Annotated in this window: 15 protein-coding genes and 1 pseudogene; all 16 read right to left on the reverse strand. The window is 46.3% G+C overall.

What is annotated here, in order from left to right:
• Window positions 1-138, reverse strand: a pseudogene (hcp-2, locus tag BZJ21_RS07455) (type VI secretion system effector Hcp-2); the annotation flags it as partial.
• Window positions 139-329: 191 nt separating this feature from the next.
• Window positions 330-1,601: a type VI secretion system ImpA family N-terminal domain-containing protein gene (locus BZJ21_RS07460; protein ID WP_077669465.1), complete on the reverse strand. Its 1,272-nt coding sequence runs from the start codon at window positions 1,599-1,601 to the stop codon at window positions 330-332.
• 48 nt (window positions 1,602-1,649) lie between these two features.
• Window positions 1,650-5,150 (reverse strand): type VI secretion system membrane subunit TssM, encoded by a 3,501-nt coding sequence (tssM, locus tag BZJ21_RS07465; protein ID WP_101494565.1) that lies wholly within the window; start codon window positions 5,148-5,150, stop codon window positions 1,650-1,652.
• A 61-nt stretch (window positions 5,151-5,211) separates the two neighbouring features.
• The gene (gene tssA, locus BZJ21_RS07470; RefSeq protein ID WP_077669467.1) at window positions 5,212-6,624 is read right to left on the reverse strand and encodes a type VI secretion system protein TssA; all 1,413 of its coding nucleotides are present in this window, start codon (window positions 6,622-6,624) and stop codon (window positions 5,212-5,214) included.
• 2 nt (window positions 6,625-6,626) lie between these two features.
• Window positions 6,627-7,301: a type VI secretion system-associated protein VasI gene (gene vasI / locus BZJ21_RS07475; protein ID WP_236719534.1), complete on the reverse strand. Its 675-nt coding sequence runs from the start codon at window positions 7,299-7,301 to the stop codon at window positions 6,627-6,629.
• Window positions 7,298-8,878 (reverse strand): sigma-54 interaction domain-containing protein, encoded by a 1,581-nt coding sequence (locus tag BZJ21_RS07480; protein ID WP_077461335.1) that lies wholly within the window; start codon window positions 8,876-8,878, stop codon window positions 7,298-7,300. Before BZJ21_RS07480 ends, vasI begins: the two co-directional genes overlap by 4 nt.
• Before the next feature lie 2 nt (window positions 8,879-8,880).
• A complete protein-coding gene (tssH, locus tag BZJ21_RS07485) occupies window positions 8,881-11,520 on the reverse strand; it encodes a type VI secretion system ATPase TssH (RefSeq protein ID WP_077669468.1) in 2,640 nt (879 codons plus the stop codon).
• Between the two features lie 38 nt (window positions 11,521-11,558).
• Complete coding sequence (icmH, locus tag BZJ21_RS07490; protein ID WP_077669469.1) at window positions 11,559-12,326, reverse strand: type IVB secretion system protein IcmH/DotU; 768 nt, start codon at window positions 12,324-12,326, stop codon at window positions 11,559-11,561.
• Window positions 12,327-12,328: 2 nt separating this feature from the next.
• Window positions 12,329-13,663 (reverse strand): type VI secretion system baseplate subunit TssK, encoded by a 1,335-nt coding sequence (gene tssK / locus BZJ21_RS07495; protein WP_077577317.1) that lies wholly within the window; start codon window positions 13,661-13,663, stop codon window positions 12,329-12,331.
• Between the two features lie 5 nt (window positions 13,664-13,668).
• Entirely contained in the window at window positions 13,669-14,145 is a 477-nt protein-coding gene (gene tssJ, locus BZJ21_RS07500) for a type VI secretion system lipoprotein TssJ (RefSeq protein ID WP_077669470.1), read from the reverse strand.
• Between the two features lie 2 nt (window positions 14,146-14,147).
• Window positions 14,148-15,620, reverse strand: coding sequence for a type VI secretion system-associated FHA domain protein TagH (gene tagH, locus BZJ21_RS07505; protein WP_077669471.1), 1,473 nt, complete (start codon window positions 15,618-15,620; stop codon window positions 14,148-14,150).
• A 2-nt stretch (window positions 15,621-15,622) separates the two neighbouring features.
• A complete protein-coding gene (tssG, locus tag BZJ21_RS07510; RefSeq protein ID WP_236719535.1) occupies window positions 15,623-16,576 on the reverse strand; it encodes a type VI secretion system baseplate subunit TssG in 954 nt (317 codons plus the stop codon).
• A gap of 11 nt (window positions 16,577-16,587) precedes the next feature.
• Entirely contained in the window at window positions 16,588-18,357 is a 1,770-nt protein-coding gene (tssF, locus tag BZJ21_RS07515) for a type VI secretion system baseplate subunit TssF (protein WP_077669472.1), read from the reverse strand.
• 5 nt (window positions 18,358-18,362) lie between these two features.
• Entirely contained in the window at window positions 18,363-18,800 is a 438-nt protein-coding gene (tssE, locus tag BZJ21_RS07520; protein ID WP_025740375.1) for a type VI secretion system baseplate subunit TssE, read from the reverse strand.
• A gap of 2 nt (window positions 18,801-18,802) precedes the next feature.
• The gene (gene tssC / locus BZJ21_RS07525) at window positions 18,803-20,275 is read right to left on the reverse strand and encodes a type VI secretion system contractile sheath large subunit (protein WP_077461343.1); all 1,473 of its coding nucleotides are present in this window, start codon (window positions 20,273-20,275) and stop codon (window positions 18,803-18,805) included.
• 43 nt (window positions 20,276-20,318) lie between these two features.
• Entirely contained in the window at window positions 20,319-20,828 is a 510-nt protein-coding gene (tssB, locus tag BZJ21_RS07530; RefSeq protein WP_077461344.1) for a type VI secretion system contractile sheath small subunit, read from the reverse strand.
• Window positions 20,829-21,546 lie beyond the last annotated feature (718 nt).

Below are 21,546 nucleotides of genomic sequence, written 5' to 3' on the forward strand. Positions count from 1 at the left end.
GTGGTCAAACTGCTGCACCAGCATTTCGTCTTCGTGGCCTTCGACAAAAGAATCACCGATAGAATCCGCGGTGCAGGCACCGGCAGTAATCAAACCCTGGGTTTCGCCTTCAATCGAGATATAACATGGCGTTGGCATAATCGCTCCTTTGTATGTAATGAGAGAGCACCACCACGACGGTGATGTTGCTTGTTCGCCACCCTATAAAGCGAAATGCATGCCAAGTTTTTTACCATTATAAATCAGTATATTAGAATATTCCTGACCAATTTTTTGCACGTGCCAAGCAACTTCTTGCCAAGCCAAGCAAAAAGTTGCTCAGCATAAGGCTACCGGGTAGCTTGATGGACATTAATTTTTTCTTGAAGCTGGGCGACTTTCCAACTTAGGTGGTTTAAGCGTTCGGTAAGTACGGCTAGCTCGGCGTTGGCTTTATCGATATCACCCTGTTCCACAAGTGTTTCGACATAATCGGCTCGTCCATAAATAGGCGATAAGCTGATGGCGAAATCTTCCAAAGATCGAGTTTGCTTTTGCAACGCCCACCAGCGGTTTTGCTCTGCAAGTAGAGCCATATTCGCCATCTTGGTTCGAACCGCGCGAAACTTATCGATGTATTTAGCGGTATTTCCCAGTGCCTCTTTGCGCTCCATGTCATAACGCGTCAATAATTCACGAGTTTGTTTATTGTCGGCATAGAGTGTGGCCAGTGCATTAAGATGCGCCTTGGCCAGTACTTTGCTCGATTCAATCGACTGCTCCAATTCTTGAGTTGTCAATTGCACGTATAACGGGACGAATTGTGATTCCCAGCGCGCTAATGTGCTTGGCTGATGCGTTTTTGCAAAAGCCGCCGTGGCGTCAGCATGATTTAAGCTCGGCGCCGGCGCATCAACTTGAAAGGGAGTTTGAAAGTAAGGGATATATGGGTAACCCAGCCATATGAACGCGGTTAAACAGGCCCCTACGACACCGGCTAATAGAGTACGAATACGGCTTACCCTTATACTAATGGTTGGGTTAACGTTTTCATCGCGTTGTTGCTGTTTTAGTGCACTATGAAATCGTGTTTCTATTCGGTCGATATGTTCAAACAACACATACGCGATCCCCTCATAGTCAACCACATACTTGGGTTGCTGCTGTTCGAGCACATGATATAGGGTGTCGCAGAGCTTTTCACAACGGTATAACTCGCGTAATGCTTGTTGGTCCGGCTTGATTTGATTCAGTTCGCCTTGCACACGCGCATTGACCCACTCCAGCGCCTCTTTACGCGCGCGGGCACGCTTTTCAGAGACCGCGTCTTCGTTATTCAAACAGGCAAGGATCAATTCCAACCCGTTTGCCAATCCTGCTAGGCCGCCAATTTTTAACGCCGCGACGGTGTAGTAGCCACTGAGCAGTAAATCAATACCCTGCTCACTGGCGAGTGCTTGACAGTTATCTTTTACAAATTGCCAATCGGTCCCCCCGGATAATGGCGAGTGTCGTTTATTGATTTGGTCTCTAATTGCTTGATAACGCTCGTCATCACGCAAGGGTTGAACATCTTGGATAACACGAAACGGCTGGTTATCAATCGAGAGTATAAAAGACATTTAGCATTCCTGATAAAGCAGGGGCGAGTATACTCGCCCCATGATCAGTTAGTAGAGATTGCGTGAGAGCTTGAACGATTTGAACAAGCGCTGCGTGAATGGATTAGTGGCAGCCTGAGCATTAACACGGTAGATCATTCCACCGCCATCAACATTGAATTGATAGTCAACCGAGGTAGTGCTAGCCGAGACCACTGCACCTTGATCAAGGAGACGGAACAACGCCCATGGACCGCGAATCACGACACTACGTGGTGACAGGTTGGTTTTCGTGGGCACCAATGTCAGTTTTGAGGTAGCCGAGTCACGAAGCGTGTTTGGCCAAATGAGCTCAATACTGTCTCTAGGCCCATGGCTGTAGGTCACATACTGGCCATCAACATTCAAAACACTGCGTCGTTTATTGCTGCTTAAACGCAAGGGCTCAACAGAGAAGCTCACATCCAAAACACCTTTACGATTAAAGAACGCTTCTCGGATTTTTTGTGCTTTTTGGATCTGGGCTAGCAGGTCTTGGCGAATTAACGACCCATTTGTCCCTTTATCCCCAACTGATATGTTTTCATCTATAAACATTTTCAGCTGACTATTGTAGAAATTATCCAGGGTTCCTTCCGGCGCAAAGAAGCTTTCAAAGTCGCTAAGTGATGCATCTTTACTGGCATTCGGATTAAACGGATATCGGTTCGCCAACTTTTGTTGATAAGGGCGATAGACATCTTGATACCAACGGACTTCAAGGTGTTTGATGGCCGCTTGTTTAACGACATGCCAGCTTTCATCGGCGAGTTTATCAACCATACCATCAAGCGGCTCAGGTAAACCGGTAGCAATCCGTTTAAGTGTATAAATGGGGTCGGTATTCACCAACTTAACACGTGCTTTGGTCGCATCCAGTGCTGCTGTACCTATGTCAGGCGCATCTTGGATAGATTTAAGGTAGCTTTTTAGCTCCTGTACCGACGCCAACACTTCACTCAGGTAGGCCGGTTTGTCATTCACCGCTTTAACAAGACTGTTCAAATCTGAAAATGGTGCCTGTATTTGTGACGCCACCTCATATTTTGGATTTTCTGAGATCGCTTTTTGAGCGTCTTCATCCAAACCGAGGCCTGATGCAAGCTGGGTATTGGTTTCGAGGGTGCGTAATAAACGCTGCAACGGTCCTACGTGTCCAGTAAAATTATCCAGAACCGTTACGGCATCGTTAATATCACTGAAAAACTTCACATCAATTTCGTTCAGCGCTGTACGCCACGTATTTGTATAATCAGCAACATACAAATCACGTATTTTGTTTCTAAGTGCCTTTTTATCCGCGTCACTAAACTGCGCCGTTTCTGCTTCACCTAATACCCAGCTATCAATCAACGCCAAGTCAGAAACTGACTGGAGCTTCGGCACAAAGTAATCTTCAAAGCCAGTTTTGGTCAGCATTTGCGGGATATGTAAGTTTTCGCTATCGACTTCCCGCTCATCAAAAACAACATCAAAGACAGGACCAACCGCGTTCCGCAGGTTCATTCCCGAACCCAGAACGGTCTCTGCGTCTAGCTTCAAGTTCCGGTACACACGTTGGTCGGTTGGCATAGTCCGTAAATATGCCTGCGTACGAGCGATAGTAAAATCATAAGGACGCATTACTCGATCTGAAATTCTATCGCCTCTTATACGCTCTCCAGTCAAGTCAGTATGGCGCATAGCGTAATCGAGATGATCGAGTAAACGTTCTTGAATGACCTTTTGCCCGGCAAATTCTTGTTGCCATTGTTGACTAAAATAGTCCATTACATAGTCATGATAGCGGCCGCTTTTATCCACCATCATCCGATAAACACGCAATGCAACTAGCTGTTCCTGATCCGTCTCCGCTTGATTAATATCCACCACGGTATCTGCCATTAAGAGTGGCAAGAATCGACTTTTTAATAGGTTGAGGTACGTTTGTTCGACTTTAGGTCCAATCACATGACCCTGATATAGACCAAAGTCAGAGACATATTTAGGCTTTTCGCGGAAAAAGCCAAATTCCAGCGTCGCTTGACGGATCTGGTTGAGCGGTTTAAGCACCTCACGTTGCGATGCACCGGCAGCACTGTTTGAGAATTGGGTTTTATATTGATCAACTTTTGTCAATACCGCATCTGCATGTGCGACGTTGGCCAGATAATAGCGATGCCACGTCCCCACTAATAAGACAGTGGCGATAGAGCATGCCAAGACAGACATTCCCATCAAGCGCCGTTTATGTTTTGCCACGCGGAAGTTATCCGACGCGAGCCCCGCCTCGGGATAGATAATATTGCTAAATAGTTTTTGCGTGAAAAAAATCGTTGAATTCTTGGCCTTTTGAGCATGATTGACCGCATGTGACAATCCATAACGACGAGAGGCTGCATCATCGAATGCGTTCGTTGGTACCCCTTGCTGATAGACAGAGGTAAAATACGCGCCTCTAACCAGCGCCGAAGTAGAGAATTGATCACTCGCCAGTGCTTCATTAAAAAAAGTAGCAAGAATATCTTTCAGCCCAGCGATCTGACGCGAGAAGCTATAAATCGCTTTACGATCCTCAAAATCAATCGGAGCGGCCAGTGCATGTGGAACTATCGCATTAATGCGATCAATAAATGCAGAATAGTCTTCATCAAACTCTTTAAGCCATGAGTCCAAGTCATCCACAGAGTTTAAAGAAAAAGTGAAACCAAGCACCTCATCGCGTTGCTGCTTAGAATAATGTTTAAAAAACGGTTCGAAGCCATACAACAAGTCGAGTTTTGTTAGTGCAATATAAACAGGAAGCCGTGTCGATAGCGTCTCCATCAACTCCCGCAACCTGGCACGTAATAGGTTGGCATACGCCTTGCGTTCTGATGCCGTGGCCGTGGCAAGGTGTGACGCATCAAGGGTTAATACAATCCCATTCAGCGGACGGCGGCTACGGGTCTGCTCCAGCCACTGAACAAAGTGCGACCACAAACGACGCTCAAGCTCACCATCATTATTTTCGTCCTTATGTCCTTGTGTCAGCAACTCACCATCTGGGTCGATAACAACCGATTCGTCACCGATCCACCAGTCAAATGAGTATGGATTCTCACTCTTTTTGCCCGATGCTCGCATAACCGAAGAGAAAACAAAGTTCTGCCCCGAACGATTAATTAGGCTAGTTTTCCCCGCATTTTCAAGCCCGAGAACAAGATACCAAGGGAGTGCATAGAGATGATTCCGCTTGTTCAAGTTTTGCTTCATATTTGCAACAACCTGATTCAGCTCTTTCTCTTGGCGCTCTTCGTATATCTGAATGGGGTCTTCACGCAATCGTTCAGTGTGCGCTTGCTCTGCTTGGAAGCTTTGTAGCTTTCGCCATTGCCATACGCCCCAAATCGCTAAAGCGCCAAGCGTTATAAAACCACTACAAACAGCGCGTGCCATCACGGATGCTAATGGTTTTTTCTCGCCCATCGTCAACCAAGGGCCTGCCCACCAAATGGCGACATTAACAAGAATAAAAATCGCTGCTAATAAAATAGGAAAGGCTGCGACCATGCCAGGCTTAAGCTTTTTCGCTATTTTAAAAATGTTTTTCCACATGAATTTTCGCCCTTAATCACTCTGACGTTGTACTGCGTTCAAGTTGTTCCACCAAGCTGGGTTCCCAGTCGATGACGCTCATGGTTTTAATTTCTTGATTTAGCGTTTGATACTGCTCTTGAGCCATACTGTTAAGTTGATTCGCTCGCATGAGATCGGCCGATATCATTCGCCAATAGAAATGATCGCGTGGTTCTCGTGCCGCTTGTAGCCCATCGTTTAGCATGGAGAGTGCTACCGCAATACCTCCCTCTTTGGCCAACGACAGCGCTTCTTTTCTCTTTTCTTGCCAGTCACCGTTTACGGTCTTTCCACTTGCTTGTCCCGTACTGCCATGAGCTAGCCAATCTTTAACCGCATCAGACACAAACGGCTCTCCACCCTTGAACTTCAGCTCTGCCAGCCCAGGAAGCCGCTCTAGAAACTGACTGACTTCTGACTGAATCGCGTCACACCAACTTTGGTGACCCAATTTTTGAGCAATGGAGTAACTCATTAAGTGCCCTTCAAACCAGTAAGGTGCCATAGTGAGGCTTTGCTCAACTTGCCGCCATAATGCCAAATCGGGGTGCCGCATTTTATCTTGATAGTCTTTCACTCGATCTTGTTGCATCCCTCGCAATTGCGTCTCGCCGCCGGTTTTATGATCGGGTAAGGCGGTAATGCTGTACCAAACCGCGTAGCGACGAAGGCGGATCGCGAGTGCCATACCGTCATCTTGTTCCGCCAAAAAAGAGGCGACTTTTAGTAACGTTTGCTTGGTTGCTTTGTCGCTGGAGTGATCAACATCTAAGCCAGAGGATGTCGCTGTTGTCGTTGCGGTTCGCGCCGAGGCTTGCGGTGTTTCTTTCGCGGTTTGGTTAGCACGCTGACGCTCTTCCGCCTTTCGCAGTTCGGCTCGCACATTCACGACGACACTACTGACGACGTCATTGGTCAGGCCTTTCTCTTCAACTGCCTTTTCCCATTCGGCGATCGCCTTCGTCAATGACTCACGATCTTGCGCATCAAACTGGCCAAAGTCCGTTTTATCTATCGCCATCGAAAATCGCTGTGCCATTTGACTAAAGAACTTTCGACGAGGCAGATTTCCACGCTTACCCGGTGCTGGGAAGCTGTCTTCCCAATACTGAGACATAAATGATGCCATCAACTCAAACGAGAGGATAAAGCGAGCCGGAGACGCTTGGTGATGTAGACACTGCAGCAGGTAAGTCAGCAATTTAATGTCTTTGCTCTTTTCTGCTAACAACTTAACAACGCTGTGCTCCACCTCGTCCCACTGAACATCAGCATGGGAGAGAGAGCCAACTTTCATCATTTGATCTTCAACGAAATCAAACAAAGGATCATCGACTAAACGCTCACCGACTGCGCTATTTCCCGGGATTGGCTGTGAAATGCTGCGTTTATATTCTTTCAGTTCCATATTTACCAACCACAACGAGAACGAAGAGCGCCCAGTGCATTACTTAATGGCTGGGTATCAAATGTCAGCCCATCAACGTACTGAGAATTAGAGCGAATGGTTAAGCTTTCATCCTGCGCTAATGTCTTCATTAGACGGATTGCAGGTAGACCACGAGAGGACGAGAGCACAACACCTGAGTCATCATTTCGCCAATACTGGGTCTGAGTACTTGGGAACGTTAGTTTGACCCGACCATCATCAATCGGCTCCGGTAGCATCAACTCCACTCGGCTTAAGTTATCGATACAGCTAAGCATCAATAACGGCTGTTCGCTGCCTCGAAAAGCGGTGTTAATGTTACTCGCCTGTAACGTAATCCATGCGCTACTTCCTCGTCCCTCACCCTTTTGATTCAATGACCATGTTTTTGGCGCACTGTCTTGTGCCGCTTGTGTTGCTCTACGCCACTGTAACGGCATTTCTAAGTGATTATCTGCAGGTTCAGACGATGAAACTTGGGTATTAAATACACGATCAAAACAGGCGAGACGATCTAATCGTGACGTCACCGCGCGGCATTGTTTGGCTTGCTCAACTTGCTTTTGAGCGGAAGCAGGTGCGCCAGTCACCGCGGACGGTGCCAAGATTGACACCAGCATGACCCCGGCTAGTGCACAATAGTTTGGGTTATTCATGGGGCTTTTATCTCTAGTTTTCGGCACTTATAGGTTAGGGTTCGACGAGGAATGCCCAAACTATCGGCAGCTTTACTTTTATCGCCATCAAATTGAGACAAGCGATCAGTGATGATCCGTTGCTCAAAGTCGTGCAACGCTTGTTTTAGATCGGCGATGGAAGCTGCATCAATATTTAACACGCTATCAGCCGTCGACGCGCCATTGGTATAGCCTATAGGCATCGACTGAACGTTTGAGGAGCCTGATACAGGTTGCCCGTTACTGATACGCCCACTAAAGGTCGCAATGCTGATAGATTCACGATCAGGCGTTTGAGCACATGCGTATTCAATAAGGTGTTTTAATTCTCGTACATTACCTGGAAAGCTATAACTCAAGAGCATATCGAGCGCGTCAGGCTGCAGCTCTCCTACACGGGTGCCGTGTTGATGATTGAACCTATCAAGAAAGTGATAACTCAGCTGACGCACATCTTCTTTGCGCTGAGCAAGCGATGGCACATGAATCGGATATTGGAGCAAACGATAGTATAGATCTTGACGGAAAGAGCCTGTTTTTACATTGTCCAGCAGGTGCACATGTGTCGCGGACACCAACCGAAAGTCAGATTGACGCTCTCGACTTCCTCCGACGGGGCGGAACGTCCCTAATTCAAGCACACGCAGTAATTTAGCTTGCAAACTCATCGGCATATCACCAATTTCATCAAGAAACAGTGTTCCGCCATTTGCTTGAGCAATCAGGCCCTCTTTATCTATGTTCGCACCTGAGAATGCACCCTTTTCATAACCAAATAGCTCACTTTCTAGCAAATGTTCAGGAATAGCAGCACAGTTGATCGGAATAAATGGCTGGTGTCGACGCGGTGATAAATCATGCACGGCACGCGCGACAAGTTCTTTACCACTTCCTGTCTCGCCTTGAACCAGTACAGATAATTGTGAGGAAGCCGCATTAGCAATTTGCTCACGCAGTCTTCTCATTAAAGTACTGTCTCCAATCAGGGTGGAGGATAGGCTCGCCGCCCTTTCTTGCTGCCGTGTTTGCTTTTCAATGTCAGTCAAAGAGGCTTTTAACGCACGACGATTGCTTTCCTCTCCTTCCATTTCATTGAGCAGTGACCATTGATGTTCAAACACATCCAACACCTGTAAAAACGACGCATCATTCCAAAGGCTAGATAGCGTTTGGTCATCGCCGATAAGACAAAGCAAGAGTTTTACATGTCTATCATGGCGAATTAACGGTCGAATAGAGACGGCTTCAAATAAGCCAAGATCGCCAATAGCCTTTGAAAAGGCTCGATTCGACTGCCAATAAACAATGTCTTCTGCCACTAAATGCTTAGTCGTCGCATTTTGCAACACGTGTGCAAATGGCGTGTCAAAGTCGGTGACAGACCAAGACTCCCCGCTGGAATGGCAGACAAGCTGCCTGCCATCACAACTCGGGACCAGCAGCATTCCTTTGCGCAGCTTGAGCTCGCTGACCAAAATCTGGATAAAGCGAGACTGCAAGTCAGTTGTTCGCCTTTCCCGAGCTAAGTCAGTAACATAAGCTAGCCAGTTATGCATTCTTATTCTACCTCACCCTTAAACTCGCCATTATCTGCCAGTAGACGAACGTGCGTGATCGCCGCTTTGTCGGCCAGCTTGTTTAATAATTCGAGTGAGACGGGTGGCAATAACTGTCCTTCAATAATCGCCTCAAGCATACGAGCGCCATTTTCGCTCCGCGTCGCGCGCTTCAAAATCTCGTCAATTATGCTGTCGTCAATATCAACGGTTGCGCCATAGCGCTGAGCAAAAGTCGCTTCCAGGTGCGCTAATTTGCCGCGTACGATCTCCGCCAACACGTCACGTTCTAGTGGGACATAAGGCACAACCTCCATCCGTGCCAGCAAGGCAGGTTTAAAGAATGCGGCAAGCTCAGGATATAACGCATCATCAATGTTGGCTTTGTCGTGTGCATAGTCAACAATCGTTTGATAGCCCAAGTTAGACGTCAGGAAAAAAACGGTGTTCTGACAGTCAATCATGCGCCCTTCACCGTCCGCTAGCTCCCCTTTGTCGAAAGCTTGATAGAAGATGTTGAGCACTTCTGGATGGGCTTTTTCAACCTCGTCAAGAAGCACCACAGAATATGGCATCTTGCGTATTGCTTCGGTCAATACACCGCCTTCGCCATATCCAACATAACCTGGGGGCGAACCAATAAGACGTGAGACCGTGTGTTTTTCTTGGTACTCTGACATGTTGATCGTGGTTAAAAATTGTTTACCACCATAGAGTTGCTGGGCTAATTGCACCACGGTTTCTGTTTTACCGACGCCGCTTGGTCCTACAAGTAAAAATGCGCCTTTGGGCCGTCCAGAGCGCCGCAAATCCGCACGCGCAGTCAGTAAGTGCCGATGTATGCGTTCGATAGCAATGTCTTGCCCTTTAATCGCATTTCCCAGTAACCTTGTCAGGTTTGTGATTTTGTAGAGCTCGTCGCTGTTCATTTGATCGATAGGCACGCCTGTCCAATCAGAAATCACTTCTGCCACCTGCTCAGCATCAACGTGTGGATGCATCAACCGCTGGTCATGCGGAATAGCGTTAAGTGCATCGTATTTGTCAGCCAATGTCTTTGCTAACGCTTCACGGTCTTGCTCTTGTGACGCTTCATCAACTTGACCCTCATCAAGTTCGGCTGATAGTGGCGGATTTAACAGTGTCGCGCGTAGATCAATGATTTCCTCAACCAACAAACGCTGCTCCCCCCAGCGTGCTTGCAGTGCATGCTTTTCAGCTTCGTCCGCTTGCTCTTGTGTCTCAAGCTCATCTAAACGAGCTTGATCAACGGCTTGGCCAATATATTGGGCTCGCTTCAGCATCTCTATTTCTTGCTGGCGTTGATGACAGAGTGTTTCAAGTAACGCGAGACGTTTAGGAGGAGTCGTTAAGTTAATGGCAATCCGTGCACAGGCAGTGTCGAGTACATCGATCGCTTTATCAGGCAACTGACGCCCAGATAAATAGCGAGCAGACAGTTCCGCCGCCGCTTTTAAGGCATCATCGGCAATCAATACACCATGGGCTTTTTCATACACACTGCCAAGCCCCCGCATTATATCAACGGCTTGGTTCACAGAAGGCTCTTCAAGCTTAACAAGCTGAAAACGACGCGTCAGAGCAGGATCTTTTTCGAAATACTTTTTGTATTCTTTCCAGGTGGTTGCTGCGATCGTGCTCAGCTCGCCACGCGCTAAGGCGGGTTTGAGCAGGTTGGCGGCATCACTGCCCCCTTCCTGGTTTCCTGAGCCAATGAGAGTATGAGCCTCATCAATAAACAGAATAATGGGGTTCGGCGCGCTCTTAATGCCATCAATGACACCTTTCAAGCGCTTCTCAAACTCACCTTTGACAGAAGCACCCGCTTGAAGCAAACCAAGATCAAGGCAGAATAGCTCAACGTTTTGTAGGCGCTCTGGGACATTACCGGCCGCAATGCGCAAGGCCAACCCTTCCACCATGGCGCTTTTGCCTACTCCCGCATCACCGACAACAATTGGGTTGTTTTTACGACGGCGACAAAGAATATCAACCATTAAGTTGAGCTCTTCTTCGCGACAAAGCACTGGATCCAATTCACTATTTTTGGCTTGTGCGGTGATGTTGGAGCAATACTTATAAAGCGGTGACTCGCTGCCGTCCATTGATGGCGCTTTTGGCCCTTTTTTCTGGTCACTTTCCACGGCAGTTTCAGCAGAGTCCGCGACAATAGCGTCAAAATGCGTTTTCAAGCTCTCGCGATTAATGCCTGCTAATAACTTAGATGCCGAACGCGACAAGTAGCGGTCGGCGCGATTTAATACCGCAAAAAAGACGCTTCCCGAACGCAATTCTGATTGGTTTAGCTCTGTGGTTGATAGCAACCATGCTTCTTGCAGTACTTCAACCAACAGCGGCGAGAACGCTGGGTAGGTATCAAGCGTGTTATCTCGCTCGTAATTACCTGCGAGCGCTTGCTTAAGCGACTCAGTGTCGATATTTGCTTGCTTGGTAATGAGTCGAACGTCAGACAAAGGATTATCTAGCAAGATCTCTAGGAAGTGCTCAACTAAGACTTCAGGATGATGACGCTCAATACATAATGAGGCGGCTTGCTCGAGCGCTAATTTGCTTGGCGCATTCAATTTAGCGATGAGCGTGGACAATTCAATTCGAATCACAGGGACACCTAATTCTAATCAATATAATGTTGTTCGGGTCACAGCAACTGATTCAGTTGACTGAGTACATTTTCAGACTTTTCATGTAAAAAGTATGAATAGCCAGCGAAGATACCCGCCCACAAGACGAGAAATCCGACAAAAATAGACCAAAGCGGTACCTGGCGGCTGAGTGCATACCGAGTGTTAACAACATGGTCACTCCCCTCACTCAGTTGTTTGGGTTGCTTTTCATCATCTAATAGTTGGTCATGTAGCCTTTTAATGACTTTTTCTCGCTGCGCATACCCCCCATCAATCACTCGATATTTCCCTTCAAAGCCCAAGCACAAGCAGTGATAAATAAACACGAGTAATGGTCGATACCTCTCGGGCTCGTTTTCCAAACGACCTAGAATGGTAAATACTTTCTCACCTCCCCATGTTTCATTGTGGAAACGAGATAACATTGAATGCTCAGCCCAGCAGGTGTTAGCTCCCCATGGGGTACCCATGACCGCTTCATCAAGAAACGTACACAATATATAGCGATATGCCATCAGCATTGCATGTTCATAACCTTGCTCTGATAGCTCTATTTCGATCGCTTTTATTTCCTCGATCGTTTGGTGGTAGATTTGCTCAATATTCTCGCAACTGGATAATGAACGTACTCGCAACGCTAACCCGAATAGAGGGGTTGCCGCATCCACCAACGCATTAGCATTGTGGCCACGTAGTTGAAACCAGTAATCTTGGTCACTGTCTATTTTTTCAACGTTATCATGTAGGAGGTCTTTAAAGACACTTTCGTCAGTGGCTGCCATAATCAATCTCTTATTGCCCAGAATTGAATATCAAGATCATCAAATGCGGCGGCGACATGGAATGCAAAGCCACTAGAGTTCGTGAGCATCGACCACGCCGCACTCTCTTTGTCCAATTGGTAGTAGGTATAGCCGGCATGGTAAGGCAACTGGCGAGGCGCCACAGGTAGCGAAATTAGCGGAATACCAGGCAGTTGAAGTGAAATAAGCTCGCGAATTTTCTCAACCGAAGAGACTTTGGTTTGCTGAGTGAACAATCGCCGTAACTCATCCAATGGCATACGTGCTTTAACTGCAACGATAAACTCTGCCGACTCCATCAATTGCGGGTCTTGAACCGGCGCGACCATCAGGCCGTAGTTGCGCTTATCTAGCTGAATAGAGACGGCTCGAGGCTCCAGTACCACACTGAGGCTCTGGCGCAAATAGCGGATAACAGGCCAAAATGCATCACCCGGCATATCGTGGTTATAAGCTGGCATTGACGGTGCCAGGCGGCTTTCATCCGTGAACGTTGCTAGCTCGCCACAAATTGACGACAAGCATTCATACAAACGTTCTGGGTGCAGACTGCCTAAAGAAGCAAGGTGCTTCATCTGCGGATACAGACGGTTCAACGAATGTAAAAGCATAAAATCAGAGACATCAGCCACACCGCCCTGAGAAGGAGAACTAATACGTTGAGCGATATTTTTTGCGCGCTCTTGCATCAAACCAGACATTTCATTGATAAAACGGTGCAAGGTCGCATTACCAGCAACATTGAAATGGCACGGAATAAAATTAGCATCAAGGACAACACTGCCGTCAGGTCGCTTTTCTGAAATCCGTGCAATAGGAATAGAGGCATAGGCACTGCGATCCTCTTTTTCTAGCATCAATTGCAACTGAATCGGTGATACATCAAGCGTGGTTGTGTCACCTTGCACACTCTGTACATCTCGTACATCGATACGACGGCTTTCATAGCGCCCTGACCCTTTTTCATCAGGCCAGTTCACTTCCATAATCGATTCACTGCGCAACGGTATAGCAAGGTAAATCAACTGATTTGAAAGCGATCCGTCTTCGATTTCTAACGCTTCAGGCATTACGTCTTCTTGTGGGATACGAAACGCCGTTCCATCTGGCATGACACCGACTGCTCGCTCGATGGCAATACGTCCAAACGCTAGGTATTCCGGATTTAGTGACAGCTCAGCAATGCCATATAAATATTTACTGACGGACGTTAACCGCTCTTCCAATAAATACTCACTGTAGCGCTGATGCTGCTGGAAATGCTGAGGCTTAATAAAGAGCCCTTCGCTCCATATCACGCGATTACGTGCAAACATTACCTTTATCCTACCTTTTCTAATTTCACGTCATAATCTTGAAATAGCATCAACAAATGATACTTGCGGCCTTTGTTCAGCACTTTGACAGCTTTTTTCCATTCCCCGAGATTAGGTTCGGCAAAATGTGCCATCACACCGATATAATTTGTGTCTTCATCGATCTCAAACGCATTGACAAATTTGAATTGCCCTGGGGTCAGAACATAGTCGTAGTTATTAATAAAGTTACTACTCAATGCACCTTCATAGTCAGTACGCAATTGATCAAATCCCGCAGACATAAACATCGAATCATCTTCGAGTTCAAAGACTTGTACCTCGATAGGTGCTGGGTCTCCTGCTATATTCGGATTTACACCACTGTCACTGACTAAACTAAACGTCGCAGTCGTGGGTTGTTCTTCAGGCTTGTATTCATCTGAAGAACTACAGGCTGTCAATAGTATGATTGCGCAAAGCACACCTAACTTTTTAAGCATGATTAGCCCTCCTGTTGTTTTTCGCGAATACGTTTGTCATAGACCTGCTCAAATATTTCCCAAAAGAGTTTAGCGAAGCCTTGTTGACGGTTAGATGTAAGCTCTTTGTAATAATTACAATACATTTCCCACGCCCAAGCCGACTCACCATCTTCATGTGCGTCCGTATTGCGTCGACAATGTTGAAAACGACGTAACAGCACTTCCGGTGAAAACGCGTTTAATATTTGATCTAATGCTTCTGAAATCGCATCCTGCGTTGCTTCATTATGATCTCTTACATTTTTTAAGCTCTCAGCAATGGCTGCAGGCGCAGACAAATGAACTAAGCTTTTATCCGCGTCATACATAGTGCGAACCGTATCTTGGTAAGAAAGACCAAGACGTAACGGGTTATCTTCAATAGGTTGAAGATTACGGTTCATCGTCCCAAATCGTCCGTCTGCAGCTTGTTCGTGCAGTGCTAGCAAGCCTTTTAAACACGCTTGTAACGATTGACCCATTTCTTGTGACAGGAAATGCATCCGTTGAACATCTTGTTCATTCGTTATACGAACACCAAGCCCTTCTAGCATTGGACCCGTTAATAAGTGTTGCCCGTGTCCACCATGGTTATTTGACGGCGTAGGCGATGATTCATTTTGCAAACTCTTGGCCACTTCTTGCTCGAGAAGTCCTAGCTCTTTTTCGTCCATTGGCTTCATCTCATTTTCTATCGGCTTGGAAGGAGTATGTGATGCCATATTCGCTGGCTGTGCATCCAATACTTGTTGATCTGACTTGTTACTGGTGGCCTGGTTTTTTTTCTGACCGAATCCAAAAATACGCTTCAATCGCACAGAGGCAGACATGACATCTTCGCTGTCGGCCTGAGGCGTAAACGAAGGTTGCTTTTCAACCAAGTTTTTCTTTGAAATCAGATGACCCGTTTCACTGATCTGCTCGGCTGGTTCACCCTCCAATAACCAGTTTGATCCTTGGATATGTGTCGATGCCTCTAGCTCGGCCAAGGGATCAATAGGCGCTGATACATCTTCAAGCTCGGGCTCGTCATCGACTGGTTCATGACCATTCGCTAACAAATCTGTGTGGTTAGAATCAAAAAGCGTATCAATATGTCCAGCGTCAACCTCTTCGTTTTTTCCGGTTAACACGCGTATCTCATATGGGCCAATTTGCATTTCATCTTTATGTGCTAAACGTGCTAATTGCCCTTTACCAAGCGGCATATCGGTACCGTTAACAAAGGTCTGTCCACACTCATCACGCACACAAAAAGCACCATCCACCATTAAGATCTCACAATGCAAATCATGCACGCGTCCTAAACGATCTTTTAATCGCCAATGCACGGCGGGCGATGCGCCAATGGTGCCACCAGATTCCACAAAACGAATCTGTGCCGACAAACCAGATTCTAAGGTTTGCGCGTTTGCGACTACGAGTGTTATGCCGTTTTGATGTTGTGAGACCATCGTTATTGCCTTACCTGAATTAATACACGCTTATCTTGCAGCTCTTCGCCAAGGAAAGATGTCCATCCCAGCGCTATGTGTTGCCCCAGCTGAAGAGCAGGTGTTTCTTCATCTGTCATCGACAACTCCAAATCAAATGCCATCTGCTCACGCAGAATAAATTCAACTAACTTACACAAAGGCTGATACTCTTTACCGACCGGTAAAAAATCATTAAAACGCTCTCGTGTCAGATCTTTGATACAAATAACGAACTTTCCATTGCAATCAAAAACCGACTCTCCAATCACAGTGTCTTCACCAAGGCGACCATTCATACAGCCAAGAGACATCTGTTGCTCTTTCGCAATCTTTACCTTGCGCGTTACCCATTGGCGGATCTCTACATGTTCAAGATCAAAACAGTGCGCGATGATGCCAGCAACCACTGTCGGTGATCGGCTTCGCCCCGCTAACGTCCCGGCATAAGCCAACATTTTGCACCAGTTTATCGGGGTGTCCCCTCTTAACTGGGGATCACCCAGCCCAACAAGCGCGAATAACTGTGCCGAAAACTGATCTTCCGCACCTGGCTGAAACCTGACGTAATAGCGGTATTTGCGCCATATGCGATAGACCAATGCGATCAATCGGTTATTAAAAAAGTCCAAGAAGGGTCTTTTAATTCCTCCTGGCTCTTCATGTAGCAGTTGCTCTGTAATGAATGCCGGCAGTGGCGATTGTGAGCCCGCAAGTCCTAAAAAGTTCGTTAGCATCACTGTGTGATCATTCACTTGATCCAGCGATGCTATATCTGATGCAGCAAACCCAAGACTCGGATTTGCACTAAACACTAACTGGCACTCGCGTTCCCATTCTTCTTCCTCTGGGTTAAGCCCTTTATGCTTTTGCAAAAGCTCAACTAATTGGAAGAAGCTATACACTCGCGCATCTTTTACGAGATCAGCGGTACTCATTTCTGTTTCTTCTAAATGAGTGGTTGCTTCCCGACTCTCGTCTGCCATGTATAGCTCTCATTATTCGTTGTGTTGATGACGGTGAGCTCATGAAAAGAATTAATGCTCGCATACAACGAGAAAAAGTGGCTGAGTACCGTTCCAAATAAATATAAATCGCCTTCAGAACCAAACCCGTCTTGATTAAGATAAATCGTCGACTGTAAGCCACGGACAGGCATTCCTCTCAATAGCTTATCCATTGGCTTTGATTGAATGTCTTCAATCGCGTTTAGCCGCTTCTTACCTACTCGCTCTGCTTGACGATCGACAAGCGCACGGAAATCATACGCTGTTAATACACAGCTAAGTGCATCTTTGGATAACAATGACAAATAATTGAGCGATAAATTAGAAATCAACATCCATAATAAACTGCCATCTAGCACAGGACGGAGTGCTTGAGTTGGAATGGTGATATTCTCGAATTCTGCAAATGGTGGTGAGCTATCCGTTGGACACGATATATCACCGACGCCTAACTCCAAAGGTAACTGTCTATTCGTACAAGTCAGCTTAATCGAAACAGCTTCATCGACGTCCACGGATGTCGATTCGTCCCCTCGAATGAAAGAGATAAAAGAATCGAATCCATCACCACGAACACTGTCTTTGACACGCGCTCGGTAATAGAGTGTCTCGCGGTTACGCACGCGCTCAACTTCATGCTGGAAGCTTTCAAATGGCGTATAAGTCCGCTTTTGACCGCGAACAGGCTGGCCATCAATAATCTTGTCTTGTCGCCCAGTGACACTATCAATACTAAACACTTCATAGTGAGCCGGTTTATTACTCGACGGGATCACCTTGTACTCAGTGTTTTTTCCCGTTAAATCAATAGGGTCTGCATCATGATTGAATAAGTTAATAATGGGTGTGCAGTAAAGCTGAAAACTTTCAGGTCTGACTCTGACATCCGATGGCAAGGTTTTAGAGAGATGCAGCTGCACCGTAAACTGTCCATATACATTACTCGGTATGGCTTTATCTAACCCTCCGATGTCAACAAAGTGAAACGCCTCTGGAAATGACAAATACTCCTGCAGCACACGATAACCATCATAAACATTTTGCGGATATGGCAATAAAGCATCGCCGGCGTTAAATCCGACAGATGAAAACGCATCACGTGGTAACGAAAATGCTGTTCCATCAACATGCACCGTTACCTTCTCTAGATGATGACTCAACCACAGATAGAGCATTTGCGCGCTATATTTGTCTCCGCCAATATAAAAGCGCAGTTTATTAATGTTGGCATCTCGTACCGACATATCACCACTGAGCGTCATCTGTAGCTGTATTGTCGTCGCCTCGCGCGTATGTTCAGCATGAACGCTGGAGCAAGAAAGCGGGTAAAGATCAACGTCACGGCAAGTTTGAAAGCGACACTGAGTTTCCATGGCAGGCTTACTATCAAGCTCAGTCCCTTTCACCACAGTTTGCTTTTCACTGAGACTTTCTTCTGGTTTGAATTGCGCAATACACATGCTGGGGACTGGCCGTAAATAATTGGGCCAAAGCATATTAATGATTGAGTGAGTTAACTCTGGAAAGTCATCATCCACTTTTTCGCGCAACTTGCCCGTTAAGAACGCAAATCCCTCTAGTAACCGCTCTACATCAGGATCGGTGTGTCGACCGTGTAAGAAGCGAGCCAGTTGGGGATGCAGTTCAGTAAAAGCTTTACCTTGCTCTTTCAAGAACGCGAGTTCTTCTCGAAAATACTTGTCTTTCGTCATGCGATTTACAACACCCGATATTGGCGGTTCTGGTCTAAAAACAAGCTAAGTTGAACTTTCTCGTGCAGCGCTTCACTGTTGACGGTAGCAACAATATTGAACCGCAACATTAACGGTGAATGCGGATCAAAGTCTGATGTCACCAGGATATTCGTTAGCCGCGGTTCATATCTCTCTAAACAGTCTTTGATCGCGAGTTTCACTCTGAGCGATAAGTCTAAGCTTTCGAGTGTCGCATCGTTGAAATCAATCAGGCCGAGTTCAGGAGAGCTTTGCGCCCCGCCAATACGTGTATTCAGCACATTGGCAATATTGCGTTTGATCGATCTCACCACGTCTGGGCTACTCGGCCCCTGAGTGACAGATACAGGTTTAGCGCCGGCTTCAAGACGCTCCAAGAAGCCGACACCAAATGCACTGTCTTCTAGCGCAACGTATGCCATGATTACTGATCAAGCCTACCAACAAGAGACAGTTCAAAGTTCGCGCCCATATATTTGAAATGAGGACGAACGGCCAAAGACACCTGATACCAGCCAGGGTTACCCTCAACGTCAGTCACTTCAATCTTGGCAGCGCGAAGTGGTCGACGACTACGTACATCTGCTGGTGGGTTTTCTTGGTCAGCGACATATTGTTTGAGCCAAGTATTCAACTCTCGCTCCAGATCTTGACGTTCTTTCCAAGAACCAATTTGCTCTCGTTGTAGCACTTTGATGTAATGCGCCAAGCGATTAATAATCATCATGTAAGGTAGCTGTGTACCGAGCTTATAATTGGTTTCCGCTTCTTTACCTTCTTTGGTGTTTGGGAACACCTTCGGTTTTTGGATTGAGTTGGCAGAGAAGAAAGCAGCGTTGTCGCTACCTTTACGCATGGTCAAGCCAATAAATCCCTCTTCGGCAAGCTCAAATTCTTTGCGGTCAGTGATCAACACTTCCGTCGGGATTTTGGATTGTAGTGCGCCCATCGATTCATAAACATGAACCGGAAGGTCTTCTACTGCACCACCGCTTTGTGGCCCAATAATATTTGGACACCAACGATATTTAGCAAAGCTATCCGTTAGACGCGTTGCAAATGCAAATGCGGTGTTCCCCCAAAGGTAGTGTTCATGAGCTTGGCTAACGTTCTCGTGATACACGAAAGATTTGATCGGATTTTCGGTTGGATCGTACGGAACACGCAACAAGAAGCGCGGTGCAGTCAGACCCAAATAGCGTGCATCTTCAGATTCACGAATTGAGCGCCACTTTGTATATTTAGGGCTTTCAAAGATGGACTTGACATCTTTAATGTTTGGCAGCTCTTCGAACGACTCAATACCAAAAAATTCAGGTCCAACACTTGAGATGAATGGCGCATGGGCCATCGCACCTAGCGCACCCATGTATTGAAGCAACTTCATATCTGGCGTTGATGGGGTGAAGGCATAGTTACCAATAATGGCACCCGTTGGCTCACCACCGAATTGACCGTAACCTGATGAGTAGACGTGCTTATAGAGACCTGATTGCGTTGTTTCAGGCGCAAACTCAAAGTCATCTAGCAACTCATCTTTGGTCACATGCAAGATGTCAACTTTGTTGTTCTCGCGAAAATCCGTCCGATCGACAAATAATTTAAGTCCACGCCATGCCGATTCCATTTCTTGGAAAGACGTGTCGTGCAATATTTCGTCCATTTGAGCACTGATCTTTTTGTCAAGCTCAACAAGCATTTGATCAACAAGTGCTTTGTTAACAGGCTCTTGGGTTTGATCGTTGCCAACGAGGTTTTCGATGAAGGCGGCGACACCTTTCTTTGCGACATCATAGCCTTCTTCGCTAGGCTCAATACGCGTTTGCGCCATTATTTCGTCAAGTAAGCCACCTTCCTTGACTTCAGGAGACTCTACGACTGATTCACTTGTAGACATGTTTCTATTTCCTAAGGCTTAAGTTACTACTGGTTTGAATCAATTACTCTTTCGGAGCGTCATCATCGCTACTGACAATACTTAGCTCAGCAAGCAACTTCTCACGGGACTCTTCAGAGTTAAGCAGCTCCTGTAAGCGATCACGGAATGCTGGAATATTGCCAAGAGGACCTTTTAACGCAACCAAGGCTTCACGAAGCTCTATTAGTTTTTTGAGCTCGGGAACTTGAGCTGCAACAGAGTCAGGCGCAAAATCATTCATTGATTTAAAAGACAGCTCAACAGGCAGTTCAGCGTCTTTATCATCAGTAAGTTGATTTTTTACAGTGGTGGAAAGATGTAAATTACTTTCACGCATTACATCTTCAAAATTGTTTTTGTCGACTGACACTGTTGCACGCTCTTCAACCGGCGTATCTTCAGTGTGACCTTTAAAATCACCAACAACCAAGGTTTTAAGTGGCAGCTCTACTTCCGCTTGCTGGTCACCCGTTGCAGGTACGTACTTGATATTTATGCGCTCTTTTGGCGCAACGCTTCCTTCTTTGGACACTTTGAACCCTCGATACCTTCACCAAAATGGCAGCACAGCCAGGAATGATCCTGCCACGCTGGACTGCGTTAACATCTTACAAACATCAATGACCTGTTGTGCTGCAATCACTGACGGTGCGCCAGCATACATAACGAAAAATTAGACATTAATTAAAAATGCATAATTTTGGAGTAATGCCTCATTTTTATTTTTTATGATCAAAAACACACGCAACGCTGACACCTTGACATTGTCATGACAATTTATATGTAAACATCATGTTAGCGAGTAAAAACTCTAAAAAATAAATAAAAAGATGTTTTCTTTATTGCGTTTAAATCATTAAAAAAACCACATATAAATAATTAAAATATAGAATTATTTTTAATGATTGTGCATCAGTGAAAGCTTAGTACCGCTAGCACATGCGCTAACATGCAACCTCATCCATCTGCCTACGCCCTCCTCCGTTAGTAACAAAATTGTGAATAAGCGCAGTTTCGCTTGCTGTTTTAATCCAAGTAGTGTGATCGTCGCAACGTGACAACGTCGGTCAAGACAATGTGGTGTGCGCTGGATCGGCTTAAGCTGATCGTTCAAATTAGCTCTCTCCCCCTCCTGATCTCCTCCTTATTGCAAGCGTTACAAGCGCAAATAAGGAGGATGTGCCTGTTGTCTATTTGAGCAACACTAGAAACTCTGATCGTCACCGTCGGCGCGCGTTATCTGTTGTGCC

It is taken from the genome of Salinivibrio costicola subsp. alcaliphilus, from assembly GCF_001996185.1.
Taxonomy (GTDB): domain Bacteria; phylum Pseudomonadota; class Gammaproteobacteria; order Enterobacterales; family Vibrionaceae; genus Salinivibrio; species Salinivibrio costicola.

Coding starts and splice junctions, on each gene's coding strand:
- BZJ21_RS07460 (WP_077669465.1), bottom strand. CDS start 1,601: ATGTCTTTTATACTCTCGATTGATAACCAGCCGTTTCGTGTTATCCAA.
- tssM (WP_101494565.1), bottom strand. CDS start 5,150: ATGGTCGCAGCCTTTCCTATTTTATTAGCAGCGATTTTTATTCTTGTT.
- tssA (WP_077669467.1), bottom strand. CDS start 6,624: ATGGAACTGAAAGAATATAAACGCAGCATTTCACAGCCAATCCCGGGA.
- vasI (WP_236719534.1), bottom strand. CDS start 7,301: ATGAATAACCCAAACTATTGTGCACTAGCCGGGGTCATGCTGGTGTCA.
- BZJ21_RS07480 (WP_077461335.1), bottom strand. CDS start 8,878: ATGCATAACTGGCTAGCTTATGTTACTGACTTAGCTCGGGAAAGGCGA.
- icmH (WP_077669469.1), bottom strand. CDS start 12,326: ATGGCAGCCACTGACGAAAGTGTCTTTAAAGACCTCCTACATGATAAC.
- tssK (WP_077577317.1), bottom strand. CDS start 13,663: ATGTTTGCACGTAATCGCGTGATATGGAGCGAAGGGCTCTTTATTAAG.
- tssJ (WP_077669470.1), bottom strand. CDS start 14,145: ATGCTTAAAAAGTTAGGTGTGCTTTGCGCAATCATACTATTGACAGCC.
- tagH (WP_077669471.1), bottom strand. CDS start 15,620: ATGGTCTCACAACATCAAAACGGCATAACACTCGTAGTCGCAAACGCG.
- tssG (WP_236719535.1), bottom strand. CDS start 16,576: ATGAGTACCGCTGATCTCGTAAAAGATGCGCGAGTGTATAGCTTCTTC.
- tssF (WP_077669472.1), bottom strand. CDS start 18,357: ATGACGAAAGACAAGTATTTTCGAGAAGAACTCGCGTTCTTGAAAGAG.
- tssE (WP_025740375.1), bottom strand. CDS start 18,800: ATGGCATACGTTGCGCTAGAAGACAGTGCATTTGGTGTCGGCTTCTTG.
- tssC (WP_077461343.1), bottom strand. CDS start 20,275: ATGTCTACAAGTGAATCAGTCGTAGAGTCTCCTGAAGTCAAGGAAGGT.